At 49.3% G+C, this 16,828-nt stretch carries 17 protein-coding genes and 1 tRNA gene; 15 read left to right on the top strand and 3 right to left on the bottom strand.

Translation table 11 applies throughout. From position 1 onward, the window contains the following. Positions 1-100 precede the first annotated feature (100 nt). From prfB to QWJ20_RS07130, 10 genes are all read left to right on the top strand, one after another. Positions 101-1,199, top strand: a protein-coding gene (prfB, locus tag QWJ20_RS07175) for a peptide chain release factor 2 (RefSeq protein WP_433992175.1) whose coding sequence is annotated in 2 segments (ribosomal slippage) — positions 101-175 and positions 177-1,199 — 1,098 coding nt in all. Because the reading frame shifts where the segments join, the coding sequence is not laid out codon by codon here. Between the two features lie 8 nt (positions 1,200-1,207). Next, positions 1,208-2,725: a lysine--tRNA ligase gene (lysS, locus tag QWJ20_RS07170; RefSeq protein WP_039487301.1), complete on the top strand. Its 1,518-nt coding sequence runs from the start codon at positions 1,208-1,210 to the stop codon at positions 2,723-2,725. 276 nt (positions 2,726-3,001) lie between these two features. Then, a complete protein-coding gene (locus QWJ20_RS07165; RefSeq protein WP_433992174.1) occupies positions 3,002-3,757 on the top strand; it encodes an AraC family transcriptional regulator in 756 nt (251 codons plus the stop codon). A 62-nt stretch (positions 3,758-3,819) separates the two neighbouring features. Continuing rightward, entirely contained in the window at positions 3,820-4,503 is a 684-nt protein-coding gene (locus QWJ20_RS07160) for a LysE family translocator (RefSeq protein WP_433992173.1), read from the top strand. A gap of 81 nt (positions 4,504-4,584) precedes the next feature. Beyond that, positions 4,585-4,658, top strand: a tRNA-Gly gene (locus QWJ20_RS07155). A 694-nt stretch (positions 4,659-5,352) separates the two neighbouring features. Next, a complete protein-coding gene (locus QWJ20_RS07150) occupies positions 5,353-5,643 on the top strand; it encodes a hypothetical protein (protein ID WP_433992172.1) in 291 nt (96 codons plus the stop codon). A gap of 82 nt (positions 5,644-5,725) precedes the next feature. Next, the gene (locus QWJ20_RS07145) at positions 5,726-5,971 is read left to right on the top strand and encodes a hypothetical protein (protein ID WP_433992171.1); all 246 of its coding nucleotides are present in this window, start codon (positions 5,726-5,728) and stop codon (positions 5,969-5,971) included. Positions 5,972-6,009: 38 nt separating this feature from the next. Continuing rightward, positions 6,010-6,495, top strand: a complete 486-nt coding sequence (locus QWJ20_RS07140) for a hypothetical protein (RefSeq protein WP_433992170.1) — start codon at positions 6,010-6,012, stop codon at positions 6,493-6,495. 52 nt (positions 6,496-6,547) lie between these two features. Next, the gene (locus QWJ20_RS07135) at positions 6,548-6,958 is read left to right on the top strand and encodes a hypothetical protein (protein ID WP_433992169.1); all 411 of its coding nucleotides are present in this window, start codon (positions 6,548-6,550) and stop codon (positions 6,956-6,958) included. 548 nt (positions 6,959-7,506) lie between these two features. Beyond that, the gene (locus tag QWJ20_RS07130) at positions 7,507-8,016 is read left to right on the top strand and encodes an RES domain-containing protein (protein ID WP_433992168.1); all 510 of its coding nucleotides are present in this window, start codon (positions 7,507-7,509) and stop codon (positions 8,014-8,016) included. On the opposite strand, the gene QWJ20_RS07125 is transcribed toward QWJ20_RS07130, so the two are convergent. After that, positions 8,005-9,075 carry a DUF1176 domain-containing protein gene (locus tag QWJ20_RS07125; RefSeq protein ID WP_433992167.1) on the bottom strand — a complete coding sequence of 357 codons (1,071 nt, stop codon included), beginning with the start codon at positions 9,073-9,075 and terminating at the stop codon, positions 8,005-8,007. The genes QWJ20_RS07130 and QWJ20_RS07125 overlap by 12 nt on opposite strands. Positions 9,076-9,452: 377 nt before the next feature. On the opposite strand from QWJ20_RS07125, the gene lpxP reads away from it, so the two are divergent. After that, positions 9,453-10,376 carry a kdo(2)-lipid IV(A) palmitoleoyltransferase gene (lpxP, locus tag QWJ20_RS07120; protein WP_095701629.1) on the top strand — a complete coding sequence of 308 codons (924 nt, stop codon included), beginning with the start codon at positions 9,453-9,455 and terminating at the stop codon, positions 10,374-10,376. Between the two features lie 66 nt (positions 10,377-10,442). On the opposite strand, the gene QWJ20_RS07115 is transcribed toward lpxP, so the two are convergent. Further along, positions 10,443-11,927 carry an NCS1 family nucleobase:cation symporter-1 gene (locus QWJ20_RS07115; RefSeq protein WP_120358730.1) on the bottom strand — a complete coding sequence of 495 codons (1,485 nt, stop codon included), beginning with the start codon at positions 11,925-11,927 and terminating at the stop codon, positions 10,443-10,445. A gap of 151 nt (positions 11,928-12,078) precedes the next feature. Between QWJ20_RS07115 and QWJ20_RS07110 the strand changes: the two genes are divergently transcribed. Genes QWJ20_RS07110 through puuE form a run of 3 tightly spaced genes read left to right on the top strand, consistent with a single transcriptional unit; the run spans position 12,079 to position 14,509 of the window. Then, positions 12,079-12,801 carry a GntR family transcriptional regulator gene (locus tag QWJ20_RS07110; protein ID WP_039513453.1) on the top strand — a complete coding sequence of 241 codons (723 nt, stop codon included), beginning with the start codon at positions 12,079-12,081 and terminating at the stop codon, positions 12,799-12,801. Continuing rightward, positions 12,798-13,535 (top strand): aspartate/glutamate racemase family protein, encoded by a 738-nt coding sequence (locus QWJ20_RS07105; protein ID WP_433992166.1) that lies wholly within the window; start codon positions 12,798-12,800, stop codon positions 13,533-13,535. Before QWJ20_RS07110 ends, QWJ20_RS07105 begins: the two co-directional genes overlap by 4 nt. Before the next feature lie 14 nt (positions 13,536-13,549). Further along, on the top strand, positions 13,550-14,509 hold the full coding sequence (gene puuE, locus QWJ20_RS07100; RefSeq protein WP_275208028.1) for an allantoinase PuuE: 960 nt from the start codon (positions 13,550-13,552) through the stop codon (positions 14,507-14,509). A gap of 190 nt (positions 14,510-14,699) precedes the next feature. On the opposite strand, the gene QWJ20_RS07095 is transcribed toward puuE, so the two are convergent. Next, positions 14,700-15,116 (bottom strand): hypothetical protein, encoded by a 417-nt coding sequence (locus QWJ20_RS07095; RefSeq protein WP_433992165.1) that lies wholly within the window; start codon positions 15,114-15,116, stop codon positions 14,700-14,702. Between the two features lie 215 nt (positions 15,117-15,331). Here QWJ20_RS07095 and QWJ20_RS07090 point away from each other — a divergent pair, with 215 nt between their 5' ends. Beyond that, a complete protein-coding gene (locus QWJ20_RS07090) occupies positions 15,332-16,687 on the top strand; it encodes an NCS2 family permease (RefSeq protein ID WP_095701634.1) in 1,356 nt (451 codons plus the stop codon). Positions 16,688-16,828: the final 141 nt, after the last annotated feature.

Raw genomic sequence — 16,828 nt, 5'->3', positions numbered from 1 at the left:
TACGGCGGGCAGAAAGTCTATAAAATGGGCCTTTTATCCGCTAGAATGGCGGGTTACACCATTCCGTTGTCAACGACTTAACGTAAGAATATAAAAAATCATGTTTGAAATTAATCCGGTAAAAAACCGCATTCAGGATCTGTCTGAACGTAGTGCCGTTCTTAGGGGGTATCTTTGACTATGATGCCAAGAAAGAACGCCTCGAAGAAGTAAACGCCGAGCTGGAACAGCCCGATGTCTGGAATGAGCCTGAACGCGCTCAGGCATTGGGGAAAGAACGTTCCTCGCTGGAAGCTATCGTCGATACCATCGATCAACTGGCTCAGGGCCTGGAAGATGTGACCGGTCTGCTTGAGCTTGCGGTGGAAGAAGACGACGAAGAGACGTTTAATGAAACCTCGGCAGAACTGGACGTGCTGGAAAGTAAGTTAGGCCAGCTCGAGTTCCGTCGCATGTTCTCCGGCGAGTACGACAGCGCGGATTGCTATCTGGATATTCAGGCAGGGTCTGGCGGCACGGAAGCACAGGATTGGGCGAGCATGCTGGTGCGTATGTACCTGCGTTGGGCGGAAGCCAAAGGGTTTAAAACCGAAATTATTGAAGAGTCAGACGGTGACGTGGCCGGTACGAAATCCGCCACTATCAAGATCATCGGTGACTATGCGTTTGGCTGGCTGCGTACTGAAACGGGCGTACACCGTCTAGTGCGTAAGAGCCCGTTCGATTCCGGCGGTCGCCGTCACACCTCATTCAGCTCCGCGTTTGTCTATCCGGAAGTGGATGACGATATTGATATCGAAATCAATCCAGCCGACCTGCGTATTGACGTTTACCGCGCATCCGGTGCGGGTGGTCAGCACGTTAACCGGACAGAATCCGCGGTGCGTATTACCCACATTCCGACCAACATTGTCACGCAGTGTCAGAATGACCGTTCCCAGCATAAAAACAAAGATCAGGCGATGAAACAGCTGAAAGCCAAGCTGTACGAGTTTGAGATGCAAAAGAAAAATGCTGAGAAACAGGTGATGGAAGACAACAAATCTGATATCGGCTGGGGTAGTCAAATTCGTTCCTATGTTCTGGATGATTCGCGCATCAAAGATTTACGTACCGGCGTGGAAACACGTAACACTCAGGCGGTACTGGATGGCGATCTGGACAAATTTATTGAAGCAAGTTTAAAAGCGGGGTTATAAGAATTCACATGGCTGAATCACAATCACAGGGTGCCGATCAGGCGCAAGATCTGAATAATGAATTAAAAGCGCGTCGTGAAAAGCTGGTGGCGCTGCGTGAAACCGGGATCGCATTCCCGAATGATTTCCGCCGTGACAGCACGTCCGATCGTCTGCACGCTGAGTTCGATGCCAAAGAGAACGAAGAGCTGGAAGAATTGGGTATCGAAGTGACTGTCGCGGGTCGTATGATGACCCGTCGCATCATGGGTAAAGCCTCTTTCGTGACCTTGCAGGACGTTGGCGGCCGTATTCAGCTGTATGTGTCCCGCGACGATTTGGCGGAAGGCATCTATAACGAGCAGTTCAAGAAGTGGGATCTGGGCGATATTCTGGGCGCGCGCGGCAAGCTGTTCAAAACCAAGACTGGCGAGCTGTCCATCCACTGTACCGAACTGCGTCTGCTGACCAAAGCACTGCGTCCGCTGCCGGATAAATTCCACGGTCTGGCCGATCAGGAAACCCGCTATCGTCAACGCTATCTGGATCTGATTGCTAACGACGAATCACGCAATACCTTCCGCATCCGTTCTAACGTGATGGCGGCAATTCGCCGCTTCATGGTGGATAACGGCTTTATGGAAGTTGAAACGCCAATGATGCAGGTGATCCCCGGCGGCGCATCTGCCCGTCCGTTCATCACGCACCATAACGCGCTGGACATCGACATGTACCTGCGCATCGCGCCGGAACTGTACCTGAAGCGTCTGGTTGTGGGTGGTTTTGAGCGTGTGTTCGAGATCAACCGTAACTTCCGTAACGAAGGTGTTTCCCCGCGTCACAACCCTGAATTCACCATGATGGAGCTTTATATGGCGTATGCCGATTATAAAGACCTGATTGTGTTGACGGAAAACCTGTTCCGCACGCTGACGCAGGACGTGCTGGGCTCGACGACGGTGCAATACGGCGACCAGACATTCGACTTCGGTAAGCCGTTTGAGAAGCTGACGATGCGCGAAGCAATCTGCAAATACCGTCCTGAAACCAACGTTGCCGATCTGGACGATCTGGAGAAAGCGACCGCGATCGCCCAGTCTCTGGGGATCAAGATCGAGAAAAGCTGGGGGCTGGGCCGTATCGTGACTGAGATCTTCGAAGAAACGGCAGAAAGCAGCCTGATCCAGCCAACCTTCATCACCGAATATCCAGCTGAAGTGTCGCCGCTGGCGCGCCGTAACGATCAGAACCCAGAAATCACCGATCGCTTTGAGTTCTTCATCGGCGGCCGTGAAATTGGTAACGGCTTCTCCGAGCTGAACGATGCCGAAGATCAGGCAGAGCGTTTTGCTCAGCAGGTGAACGCTAAAGATGCAGGCGATGACGAAGCGATGTTCTACGACGAAGACTACGTGACCGCACTGGAGCACGGCCTGCCGCCAACCGCGGGTCTGGGTATCGGTATCGACCGTATGGTGATGTTGTTCACGAACAGCCACACCATCCGCGACGTGATCCTGTTCCCAGCGATGCGTCCGCAGAAATAAGACAGAGAAAGTCTGCCTGACGTTGTCGTCATACTTTATTAAACCGGTGCAACTGCACCGGTTTTTTTATTATCAACAATGCCAAATTTTAGGGGAAACACGGGGATGAGGTTCCCGTAGGGACACCTCGCACCGTGGTAGCCCCGTGTATCTCGATCTCACCTCGATAGTATTATCACCTCGTTTTCCCTCCGCATTCTTGCCGTCATTTCGTGATTGTCGCCCGACGGGGGAAGATGCTATTTTCAGGCATTCATTCACTGCCGGAACACCCTCATGATGACATACCGCGATGCCTGGTTCGAACTGGCGCTGTTAACCAATGGCCGCAGTTTTCCACGGCATACGCACGACGAGTTCGTCATCAGCGCCAATCTCAGCGGGTTGGAAACGGTCTGGCTGGATGGAGAGACCTTTGTTGCCACCAACGATATGGTGACGACCTACAATCCCAATCAGCTACAAGGCAGCGATAACGAATTTGACCGCTGGCAGTGCGCATCCTTGTATGTTCACCCACAGGCATTCGAGCATTATTTCCACCAAACCTTTCGGTTCTCACGGGGCTGGAATCCGTCAGCACAGTTGGCGTCCGAGCTAAAACAGCTGGTCATCTCTGATTTGGACGACAGCACGCGTCAGGAGCGCATTATCCTGCTGCTCGCGGGGTTGATGGAAAACCAGCATCATGTGCCGTCTCAAGGTCAGGTCAAAGAAGCAGAGCGGATCACGCGGATCAAAGACGGGTTGCTGAACGATCTCAGCGATGTCCCTACGCTCGACCAGCTCGCGCAGCAGGAAAATCTGTCGGTCGCACATCTGGTGCGCTCGTTTAATCAGGCGGTTGGGTTGCCGCCGCTGGCGTGGCTGATGCAGCGACGCATGTGTAAAGCGCGGGAGCTGCTGCGGCAGGGCACCGCGATTAGTCAGGTTGCGGGCGATGTCGGGTTTGCCGATCAGGCGCATTTCACGAAGGCCTTCAATCGCTATAACGCCATGACACCAGGGCAGTTCCGCCGTATCAATTTTTGACAATACAGCGTTTCCCTTCGGCTCTACACTCGCCTTATTGCTTAACGCTCGAAGGGAATACCATGCTGTTAGTTGTCTTCACGGGGATGCTGCTATCCCTGTCACTCTGTCTCGATCTGGGAATGGTCAATACCGCGATTATTAACCGTGGGCTGCGGCACGGGGCGCGCTCGGCGTTTTATATCGGGCTGGGTTCCTGTTTTGGCGATCTGTTTTATGCCACGCTGTCGGTGCTGGGTCTGGCGGTGGTGTTTAACCTGACGCCCGTCCGCTGGGTGCTATGGATTGGTGGCGGGCTGATTCTGCTCTGGATGACGTTCAGCATGGCGCGTGCAGCATGGCGTGACTATCAGGTTAAACGCTTCGCTGACCTGTCTGCGCAAGCGAATGCGGCGGATTTCACTGCGCCCCCTGCCCGGTATACCGAGTTCTTCAGCGGCGTCGGCATGGCGCTGGCGTCACCGACTGCGCTACTGTGGTTTGCGGCGATTGGCGGCACCATTATTGCGCAATCTACCGATGGCTCAGCCTTCATGATTAGCCTGTTTCTGCTGGGCTTTTTCGTCGGCGGCGTGCTGTGGACGTTCTTCCTTGCCGCGCTGGTGAAATACGGCCAACGTCTGCTGAAAGAACGGATCTCATTCTATTGCAGCCTGATTTCCGCGCTATTATTTGCCTACTTTGCCTGGCACGTCATTTCCAACGGCTATGAGACGCTGTTTTTACCGCTCTCCACCGCTGCATAACCGGCTAAAATATCAGCACTTTGCCGGGTTTTTTACTTGCTCGGCAACGGCATAGCGCTATAATGCCAGTCGCTTCTGCGTGCGAGTGTAGTTCAATGGTAGAACGGCAGCTTCCCAAGCTGCATACGAGGGTTCGATTCCCTTCACTCGCTCCAATTTCTATTCTCTCAACGTTCACCCAAGTCCAATAAACCCAGTAATGACAAGGCTTAGCGCTAATTCTCCGTCGTTGTGGGAAAACCCGCGTCTATCTAAATCTACAACCTAATGTGTATAGTGATGTGTATAGGGCATGATGACACCTGAAATACTATACGCGTCACTCCAATACTAGGAGAGAAACTATACAGATGTTGCTTACAGGTTTTGAACTCAGCAGCGACAAGGTCTACATCAGAAATGATGGTTATGGCTTCCCTAACCTAACGGACCGAAGGGACAGCGTGATTGTTATAAATTCATTTGCCTATTGATGTATCTATCCGTTTATTTTCCTACCTGATTTTTTCATCACGCCACATAAAATAATAATTTGTCTTTAAATTCAAATTGATATCGTAATTTTTTGTGGGTTCCAGAACTGAAAAAAAGCGGCAAAACTGAAATCTGTTTCAATGATTTCAGTTGGCACCCAAGCGCACAAGCCCAGTAATGGCGCGGGCTGGCGGGTTGATTTGTAGAAAAAGAAAACTGAAAAATTTTTATGATCCGAAAACCGCAGGCGGGTGCGGTGTAGCGCCGATTTTGTCAGAATATAATTTAAGTGTGGTAATGTTTTTATTCTATGGAAGATGCTATAAACTACAGATACATAGCTCTGAAATAATTATATAAGTCATGGGGCATTTAATGAAGTTACAACATCCTATTCAAGTTAAAATAAAAAAAGATTATAAAGGAAAGGTTGCAGCAATAAAAAAGAAATTATCCACCTATGATGACGATTCTTTTCTTTATAATATTTATCAACATTTTCAAAAAATCAGAGAGCCTGATTATGGGGTTACATCAAATTTCCCATGGTGCTGTTTTTTAGCACTAAAGTGGAAGTTTACTGAACCATTGAAAGGAAGAACTGTATCAATGCATGAGCGAGATTTTATTGATATAGTAAACAGGATATATAATCATTCAAAATGAAGTGAAAGACCTGTTTGATAATAATAAGATGTTATTAAGTATACGTAGGATGTTAATAAATCAAAAGTTATATCAAGTCCCTATGAAATTAGAGTTAAATACATTATCTCGGCAGTATTATTGGTATTGCAATTATGATGGCGGATATTTTGAAAAAAAGTTTTTTGATTTATATGGTCTAAGCCTTGAGTCTTATTATAAAATTAGCGCATACTTTGCGATGCTGTCATGCATTGATGATGGTAAAGAATCAACACTTATTCCTGTGCAAACTTATTTGATTCATCTTGTTCCATGTTTTGGTGCTGATGTTTTAAAAAATATTTAAATTTAGTATCAGTGAAAAAGGTTGAATTAAGAAGCTTTTTGAGTGAATTTAAAGATTTTGAGTCAAAAGAGATTGAATACTATTTAGATCCACCAATGTTGAATAAACCCTTCATTCATACAGATGATGGCTTAGTTATACTAAGCAAACATCTTTTAAGAGCCTCTCTCGCAGCCCTAGTTCCTTCAGTGCTAAAAAAAGAGGATGGTTCAAACTATAAGGATAAATTTGGACGTGTCATGGAGTCTTATATAGCGACTTTACTAGGTGAACTTTCATCTGATGTTATTGTAGAAAATGAGCTTATCAAGCTGTATAGAGACAATAAAATATCTGAAAAAACTAAAGTTGTTGATTTTGTTGTTTGCGAAACTGAAGGTAATGTATATATTGACTCAAAAGCGATCGAGCCAGATAAAACAGTAAAGTATTCAAATACGCCCCTACACATTAAACAACGGTTGAGTAATAGCTTTATTAAAGGTGTCATACAAGGCACAAGACTGTGCGAGAGCAATAAATGAAATATACAAAAAACCTATATCTGAACGTGATTCTTTAATAATAATAACTCACATGGATCATTATATTTCCACTGGTAAGTCGATTGAGGAAATGTTAGATCATTCACTTTTTAATATGATTGAAAATAAGCATGGTTTCCTTTCCATAAGTAAGAATAGAATTTATTATATGACAATAGATGAATTTGAATTCATGATTGAGGTCTCTCGAGGTAAAAATATATCAATAACGTCAATAATTGATGATTGCTCTAGAAACGACTCAGCAAGTGAAACTCAAAAATTTAATGTTATGATGCATCTTCATAAGATATCGCCTGAAGGAATCCCTGATAAAGAGATTATATCAAATAATAGAGAATTCCTTTTTGATGAGTTGATTGACTCCATGGGGAAATCCAGTGAACACTGGAATGGAAAAGTGATGGAATATTTAGCAATAAAAAGATATATCCTAAGCTAATGGCTTGCATTTTTGAGTTGTGATGCAGTTTAGGAGCTTTGCTCATAGCCACGTATGATTTTATCAAATTTAAAATTCTGTATGCGGTGCATGTTGACTAACGCCTTATTATCTTCTAGTTGTCTAAGTGGTTGTTGAAGAGAGATATGTATAGGAATGTGATTAGTCTGGTTTTTTCAAATCATAAAAATTAAACAATTACATTAAGTTATGTGGCATATTCGATTCCCTTCACTCGCTCCAACCTCTATTCTCTCAACGTTCACCCAGGTCCAATAAACCCAGTAATGACAAGGCTTAGCGCTAATTCTCCGCCGTTGGGGGAAAACCCGCGTCTATCTAAATCTACAACCTAATGTGTATAGTGATGCGTATAGTTATGCGTATAGGGAATGATGACACCTGAAATACTATACACATTCCATTTACAGATTTTGAGAACCGCTGTGCCAAGCCATAGAGTAAAATCCAAGAAAGCGTGTAGAGTTTTAAGCGCGCTTTCTGGTGATTGTTATGGTCGAAATTCATCTGGTAGGGAGAGTAACCTCATGGTTCGTAGAAACTTTCTTCAAATTCAGGGTGTTTTCTACCGTTCTGTGTTGGCGACGAATGCTGGGGCTGTCCTTGATCCGCCAGGGCCACAAAGTGCAGGGCGCTATCATAGACATGGCCAGCCTGCACTCTACATGAGTCCATTTCCAGAATGGTCAATCAGTGCTGTTTCAGGCTATATGAGAGAAGATGGTCTTGCTCGTGTTCTTATCCCAATTAGCGTTACCGATGCATGGGTACTGGATCAGCGGAATGAGGAGATCTCTCTACGTATGGGAATTAATCCGCAAACGTCGAATGGCTCTTGGCGGGAGGCGATCAGGAGCGGGCTAGTCCCAGGTTCATGGGTTAACGCAGATCGTGCAAGAGCCAGTGGAGCTGACGGCATGATTGATTGTTCCCGAAACATTCCTAATGGATGGCATCTTTGCCTCTTCCGGTGGAATGAGCCAGAAACGCCGCAGGTAAAAGTTTGCGGCGATCCAATCAACGTTTCACTTTCCTGATTTAATCACCGTCGTCGTCCAGTAGGGTAAATCCCAGGTGCCGCCGAGGCGGATCATGCGGCATGAGCCCGTGATTGACATACGACTCAATTGGAATGCTTTGCCATCCCAGGTCCAGGCCTCATCGCTCATGCAGTCTGCGAGCCCGCGTCCTTTCTGCACTGAGGTAATCTCACCGTTTTCATAGCCTGTTCCACTTGTCGTCACGAGCTGCGGCTGAGTCTGCATAGCGTTGTCGATAACCCAATAAGCGTAGCCTTCGTTGTAAGCGGCGCGCCAGCAGAGAGTACTGAGCAGCGACATGCTGTCATTCAGCGGAATGCGTTCAATTGGCTCTGCTTCTTGATAATCCTGCGGTGGGAAACTGTCGCAGTCATCTGCCTTTAGCGTCTTAAGCAGCGTTTTCTGGATGGCCGCCTGTTCCGCGTCTGTCAGATTTCTTGATCGTGCCTGTTTAGTTGCTGCCGCGTAGATGACGGGGGTTGCTACAGCAGGTAACGCGCTGCTTTCATTTCCTTTTTTGGTGATAGCGTCCGTTTTGCCAATGCGACCCTGTCTTTCATCCATCTTTAACAAAACGGCGTAGGCACCCGCTCCAGACAGTTCGGAAACGATGCCATTGTGATGAAACGCCACTTTTCCGCTTCCTTTTAGTGCCTGTAGGACGAGGGGAATCTGTGTCTCATTTAGCTGCCAGAGGTTGTCTCCGGTTGAGGTGAGCTGGCCTTTATCTACGCCGTCAATGGTTAGCGTGAGTTTGGTGCCTTGAGGCATCGCTTTGTCTACCTCAGCGAGCGTAACGTCGGCCGTTATTGGCGTATTTTGCCCAGCATGGCGTGTGATGAGAATCGAGACGTCCTGTGCTTCCTTATCTTCTCCCGTGTACTTCTCTTCTGGCGAGTAGCCGGCAGCCCGACACGTTAGCGTGTTATCACAGACCACTTCCCAGTCTTTATGAAAGAAAGTGCTATCGGCGAAGGTGGTGGCAAACGCCAGAATAGGCATCCCGGTGATCAATGCGGTTAGCATAGGGAGGCGAGAAGGGAGAAAAAAAGTCATTTTCCATCAAGTCCTTGATTATGTTGTGGCTTGCCGCCAGCCTATTTTCGCTGCCAGAAAGCCAATAGCTGTTTTTGACATATACCAAGATGGTAGCGTTAGGCGGCGTGATATTGCGAATATTTCTTGTCCGACCACTCCATTATTAAGTGTAAATCGGGTATGATGCCGCTGCCGTTAACCGTTCATCGGCTGCTCAAAATCCCCTCAGTGTTATCAGCATGTTTATCCTGCTTTTTAACCTCACGCGCGATAACGGTCAGAAACAGTTTTCCACACAGTTGAAACGATCCCTATAAAAAAGTGTCATGATAGATGTAGCGCGATGAGAACGACTCTTTATGCGGTACGCTGTTAATCACTTAAAGACGAGTATCATGAAGATTAAGCAAACATTTACCTGGGCATTACTCCACCCGCGCTATTGGATGACTTGGTTCGGCCTTGGCGTGCTGTTTTTATTAGTTCAACTCCCTTACCCGCTGCTGATGAAGCTCGGAAGCAGTGCGGGTCGTCTATCCCGCGTTTTTCTGAAACGCCGGGTGTCGATTGCCAGACGCAATCTTGAATTGTGCTTCCCTACGATCTCTGATGACGAAAGAGAAGCGATGATCGACAGCAATTTTGCTTCGCTCGGAATGGCATTGGTTGAAACCGGCATGGCCTGGTTTTGGTCCGATCGCCGCGTGCGCCAGTGGTTTGATGTTTCAGGGCTGGAGCATTTACAGCACGCTACTGCAAAAGGTCAGGGCGTAATGGTGATTGGTATTCACTTTATGTCGCTGGAACTGGGTGGCAGGGCGATGGGGCTGTGTCAGCCAATGATGGCGATGTACCGTCCGCACAATAATAAAGCGATGGAAATGGTCCAAACCTGGGGACGTTCTCGTTCCAACAAAGCGATGATCGACCGTAAAGATCTGCGTGGCATGGTACAAGCGCTAAAACGGGGTGAAGCGGTATGGTTCGCGCCCGATCAGGATTACGGCCCTAAAGGTAGCGTTTTTGCGCCGTTCTTTGCGGTGAAAAATGCGGCGACCACTAGCGGCACGTATACCATTAGCCGTTTGGCAAAACCGGCGATGATGACAACAGTGCTGATCCGCAAGCCCAATGCTTTGGGTTATCAACTGGTGATTCAGCCTGAATTACAGGATTATCCTTATCACGATGAGCAGGCTGCGGCGTGCTACATGAATAAGGTGATTGAGACAGAAATCATGCGTGCGCCTGAGCAGTATCTCTGGCTGCATCGTCGTTTTAAAACCCGTCCGGCAGGTGAAATGTCGCTCTATGCCTGATACGAACTACGCCTGAGACGCAGTGCCGCACCGGTTTTCACGCGGTGCGGCGTTGCTGATGGTGCTTTATTCTTTTTCTAACAGTAGCCCGCGTGGAGCGAAGGATTTTTTCATTGCACCAACGTATTCGTGGCGAGCCAGATAGCGGTAGCAGCCAGCGGCAAGGAATGCGCCGATAAACCAGCTGAAGTTGGCTGCGTCACGCCACTGTGGCGTGAAGGTGATTATCAACCCAATGGTCACCGCGGGAATCAATGCCATTATCGCATTGGGATTGAAGCCATTTCGATACCAGTACTTCCCTTTTGGCGTCGCGTCGAACAGATCGTCCACATAGATTTTCCCGCCTTTGATGACATAGAAATCCATGAGCAGAATGCCGAACAGCGGGCCGATAAAGGCACCGAGTACGTCGAGCGTGTAGTGAATTAATTCTGGCGAGTTGAAGAGGTTCCACGGTGTGAGCAGTACGGAGCCGACAGCGGCGATCATTCCGCCCGTGCGGAAGCTGATACGCTGCGGTGAACAGTTGGAGAAATCAAACGCTGATGAGACGAAGTTAGCAACAATATTGATCCCGATGGTTGCGATAATCATGGTCAGCACGCCAAGCGCGACGGCAAAGCCGCTGTCAATATGCGAGACGGTTTCAATCGGGTCGGTAATCATGCGGCCGAATAATGACTGTGTTCCGGAAACAATCACCACGGTGATAATAGAGAACAGCAGAAAATTGAACGGCAGACCCCAGCGGTTGCCCCGACGGATTTCCTGCATGCTTTTACCGTAGCGAGAAAAGTCACCGAAGTTCAGCAGCGGGCCGGAAAAGTAGGAAACAACCAGTGCAGTGGCGGTGAGCATTTGCCAAAGTTGCTCGCTGGTCGTGAGTGTTTTGCTGGTCAGCGTAAAAGAAATATTCTCCCATCCGGTCTGGTAAACAATCCAGATCGCGAGTGCCGTCATCACCACGTAAACCGCCGGGCCTGCAAAATCAATAAAGCGTTTAATCGCGTTCATGCCATGCCAGAACACAAGGGCTTGCAGGAACCACATGATGCCAAAGCAGATCCATCCCAGTGCGGACAGGCCGAGCCAGTGACTCTGTGTCAGTGGGGCGAGCGCAGGATAAAACTTCAGCAGAACCAGCATAAGCGCATGTGCCGCCAGATATGTCTGAATCCCGTACCAGGCAAAAGCGATGAGGCCACGAATGACAGCGGGAATATTCGCGCCAAAGACACCGAATGCCTGACGGCAAATCACCGCATAAGGAACGCCGCTCATCTGGCTGGGTTTCGCGACCAAATTTGCACAGACCTGCACAATACAGATGCCCACCAGCAGGCACAGCAACACCTGCCAGCTTGCCAGCCCCAGTGCGAAAAAGCTGGCTGCAACCACGTATCCACCCATGCTGTGCACATCTGACATCCAGAATGAAAAGATGTTGTACCAAGACCAGGTTTGAACACGTGTCGGTGCCAGATCCTCATTGCAGAGTTTGGGGCTGTACGCGTTGCTACCATTACCTGTAATCATTTTTTCTGGCATGGAATCTGCTCCTTTTACCCTAGTCGTGAAATGAATGACGTTATGTATGTAGAAAAGGAGTTGCATTAATCAGGCCAAAATTAATTTCTTGTATACGTGATTTATGTTTTTTGTGTACGATTTGATAAGAATATGACAACGAGAAAAGCGAATGAACTACACTTACGGACTGGGAAATGAGCAGTTTTTGCAGCAAAAAGATGATGTTATCTACCAGGCTCTGCTTAACGCTATCGTCGAACACCAATTACTGCCGGGCACAAAATTGCCGGAGGAAGCGCTGGCAGATGTGTTTGATGTGAGTCGAACGGGAATTAGAAAAGTCTTACAACGTCTTGCAATGGTGCAGATGGTGACGTTAACGCCCAAACGTGGTGCGCAGGTATCGACGCCCTCCGTTGAAGAAGCGCAGGAAATTTTCCAGACTCGCCGCTTTATTGAGTGTGCCAATCTGTCTGAAGTGGTGCTGCGCTGCCAGTCTCCTCATCTGGCGGCGTTAGATCGATTGATCGTGGCAGAGCAGCAGGCACACGCAGACCAAAACGGTGCAGAAGCGATCCGCCTGTCTGCCGCATTCCATATTCAACTCCAGGCGATCTCTGGCAATACCGTGCTAACGGGAATTGTGTCGCAACTGACGCTGCGCTCATCGCTGGTTATCGCCGCCTATGGCACGCCGTGGCAGCAGGGGTGTCGATGCCACGATCATCACGATCTGCTGGCGTTACTACGGGATAAAAATGTCTCAGGGTTAGCGGAAGCAATGACGCAGCATTTTGATGACATTGTTGCCAGCCTGCGTTTTGACCGGGATGAAAACGTGGAGCCGGATTTCCGCCGACTGTTTGGCCATATTAAGGAGAAGCTCGCGTGAAACCTTGCATCATTCAGGTGATTAACCCCAATACCAGCCTTGCTATGACCGAAACGATCGGTGCTGCGGCGCGCGCCGTGGCATCGCCAGGAACGGAGATTGTCGCGGTGTGTCCTTCTCAGGGCGCACCGTCTATTGAGGGGCATTTTGACGAAGCGATAGCCGCGATTGGTGTGTTGGAACAGGTGAAACAAGGAAAAGCGCAGGGCGTTGACGGGCACATTATTGCCTGCTTCGGCGACCCTGGGCTGCTTGCTGCTCGTGAAGTCGCCAGTAAACCGGTCATCGGCATTGCCGAAGCCGCCATGCATATGGCGACGCTAGTGGCAACGCGCTTCTCGATTGTTACCACATTGCCGCGCACCGTCATCATCGCCCGCCATTTACTACAGCGCTATGGCTTTGAACATCACTGTGCTGCGCTGCACTCGATCGATTTGCCAGTGCTCGCGCTGGAGCAGGATAGCGGGATCGCACAGAACAAGGTGCGTGAATATTGTATACAGTCTCTGCGTCAGGATGGTGTGGGTGCGATTGTGCTTGGGTGTGGTGGAATGGCCGATCTGGCGCAGGAACTGACGCAAGAACTGTCGATTCCGGTGATCGACGGCGTTAGCGCTGCCGTCAAGCTGATTGAGTCATTGTCGGCTCTGGGATTGACGACCAGTAAGCAGGGCGATCTGGATTACCCAATTGCCAAGCCGCTGAGCGGTATGTTTAGTTCGCTGCGTTAAAAAAGGGAAAGGATATGATCACAGCACCTGCTGCAACGATGTATGGCATTGAGAGCGATTATCCGCGCGACCTTATCGGATATGCAGGGCAGCCCCCGCATGCTAACTGGCCCGAAAATGCACGCATTGCCGTGCAGTTTGTCTTGAACTACGAGGAAGGTGCGGAAAATAACGTCTTGCATGGTGACGCCGGATCCGAGCAGTTTCTGTCCGATATTATCGGTGCGGCGAGTTATGCGGATCGTCATATGTCGATGGATTCGCTGTATGAATATGGCTCGCGCGCCGGTTTTTGGCGTATCCATAACGAGTTTCAGCGTCGCGGGTTGCCGTTGACGGTATTCGGTGTGGCAATGGCATTAGCGCGTAATCCCGAGGTGGTCGAGGCGATCAAATCGGCTAACTATGATGTGGTCAGTCACGGCTGGCGCTGGATTCATTACCAGCACATGGATATCGATACCGAACGCGAGCACATGCATAAAGCCATTGATGTACTGACGACGTTATTCGGTCAGGCTCCGCTTGGCTGGTATACCGGGCGCGACAGCCCCAATACCCGCCAGTTGGTTGTCGATAACGGCAATTTTTGGTACGACAGCGACTACTACGGTGACGATCTGCCGTTCTGGATGACGGTCAAAAAAAGCAATGGTGAGGTGCGTCCGCATCTGATTGTGCCGTATACGCTGGATGCTAATGATATGCGGTTTGCCTCACCACAGGGATTTAACAGCGGCGATCAGTTCTTCACCTATCTGAAAGACAGTTTTGATGTGCTCTATGAGGAAGGAGAAACCGCACCTAAAATGCTATCTATCGGGATGCACTGTCGTTTGCTAGGACGGCCAGGCCGTTTTCGGGCGTTGCAGCGTTTTCTGGATTATATTCAACAGCATGAGCGAGTGTGGATTTGCCGTCGTCAGGATATCGCCGAGCATTGGCGTCAGCACCATCCGTATGTCGCGCTGTGAAGCTCAGAGAATACCAGAAACAAAAATGGCTACCGGATGGCAGCCATTTTATGGTGGTTAACGTACTTAAGTACGATTAACGGAAGATAGCGTGGGGGTTAACACCGCGATAGGTTTTGCCCAACGCTTTTAATATTTGATTGATTTTGCGGACAACGCGCATCTTTTTATCCCCACGATTCTTAAATAATTATTGGTTGAAAGTACCAAAGTTGATGTTGATGTTTTCAAACATAGCAATGATTTTGTTCAGCAGTTTCATGGTCATTTCCTCGTTGTTAGTTGATTTGTTTTCTGTGATGCTGTTCACGTTTTTAAGAATACTCGCACTGATACGGGTGGTCAACTTTTTTGTGACGTGAATCACAAAAAAATGAACGATCAGTTTGTGAGGAGTAAACCACTGTTTTGATTTCCGTCTAAAAACCCTTTCTGCTTTTTCTTCATACTGACTCACTTTCAGCGAGTGGCCTGATTGAGCATTACCTGTACTGGCTGTGCGCTTCCTTATCGGACAGATGAAGTGAGATAGGTAAATTGTCTCGATTAGCAGTTGAAATAAGCGCAGGTGAAGCGGGATAATCACGCGCTTCACATTGCCTGACACCGTCTTATCCAGCTTGTTTTAGTTCAGCCTGTTTTTGATACAGCAGTGTCTTGATATAGCAACGTTTTCCAGCTTTGCATGCAGCGAGTTAATCGTTTGCGTGCGGAGCTATACGGTTCATGCCGCGCCAGCAATGTTGGTGCGCTCGCGGAGCAAGGCCGCGGTAACCGTCAGAATCGATCTTAAATAATAATGGCATTTCAGGGGATACCACCATGTCAAACACCACCCGTCAGGCAGGCTCGCAGGGCACGCTTGATGCTTTTTTCAAAATCACACAGCGCGGTAGTAACGTGCGTCAGGAAGTATTAGCGGGCCTGACGACGTTTCTGGCGATGGTTTACTCCGTGATTGTGGTTCCGAGTATGCTGGGCAAGGCTGGCTTCCCGCCTACCGCCGTGTTCGTTGCAACCTGTCTGGTTGCCGGTCTGGGGTCGCTGCTGATGGGGTTGTGGGCCAATCTGCCAATGGCGATTGGTTGTGCGATTTCGCTGACGGCGTTCACCGCGTTCAGTCTGGTGCTGGGGCAACAAATCAGCATTCCTGTGGCGCTGGGAGCGATCTTCCTGATGGGGGTGCTGTTCACTATCATTTCCGTCACGGGCATCCGCTCTTGGATCTTGCGTAACCTGCCGATGGGCGTGGCGCATGGCACAGGGATTGGTATCGGTCTGTTCCTGCTGATTATTGCCGCCAACGGTGTCGGTCTGGTGGTAAAAAACCCCATTGACGGCCTGCCGGTTGCGCTGGGTGATTTCACCTCTTTCCCCGTCATTATGTCCCTGCTGGGGCTGGCAGCGACTATCGGTTTAGAGAAGCGTCGCGTACCGGGTGGTATTCTGCTGGTTATCATCGCGATCTCTATTCTGGGGCTGATTTTTGACCCGAATGTAAAATACGCGGGCTTCTTTGCGTTGCCGAGCTTGACGGCTGCTGACGGTTCGTCACTGATCTTCAGTCTGGATATCATGGGCGCATTGCAGCCGATGGTTCTGCCGAGCGTGCTGGCGCTGGTGATGACCGCTGTGTTCGATGCCACGGGGACGATCCGTGCTGTCGCCGGACAGGCGAACCTGCTGGATAAAGACGGGCAAATCATCAACGGTGGTAAAGCCCTGACCGCAGACTCCGTGAGCAGCATTTTCTCCAGTCTGGTCGGGACGTCTCCGGCAGCGGTTTACATCGAATCCGCAGCGGGTACGGCAGCCGGTGGTAAAACGGGCTTAACGGCAACCGTAGTCGGCGTGCTATTCCTGTTGCTGCTGTTTGTGTCTCCGTTAGCGTATCTGGTGCCTGGCTATGCCACCGCACCTGCGCTGATGTACGTCGGCCTGCTGATGCTGGGCAACGTCTCCAAACTGAACTTTGATGACTTCGTCGATGCTATGTCCGGTTTGGTATGCGCCGTATTCATCGTGCTGACCTGTAACATCGTGACCGGTATCATGCTGGGCTTTGGTGCGCTGGTATTAGGCCGTATCTTCTCCGGCGAATGGCGTAAACTGAACATCGGCACCGTGGTGATTGCTGTCGCGCTGGTGGTGTTCTACGCTGGCGGCTGGGCGCTGTAATCCTTTCCAACAGACCTTCTGGCGCCGTCCAGAAGGTCTGTCATTCCTCGTCTTTCCTTCTTCTTTCCCTTCCTTAGCATTTCTCACACCAAACGCGACTTTATGTGCCCTTTTATTGGCTTTGGGTTGATGTAACTTGTG

The sequence above is a fragment of the Pectobacterium sp. S5 genome (genome assembly GCF_051707265.1).
GTDB classification, from domain to species: Bacteria; Pseudomonadota; Gammaproteobacteria; order Enterobacterales; family Enterobacteriaceae; genus Pectobacterium; species Pectobacterium polare.
The sequence above is the reverse complement of the archived record's forward strand: the minus strand, read 5'-3'. Positions and strand labels throughout refer to the sequence as shown.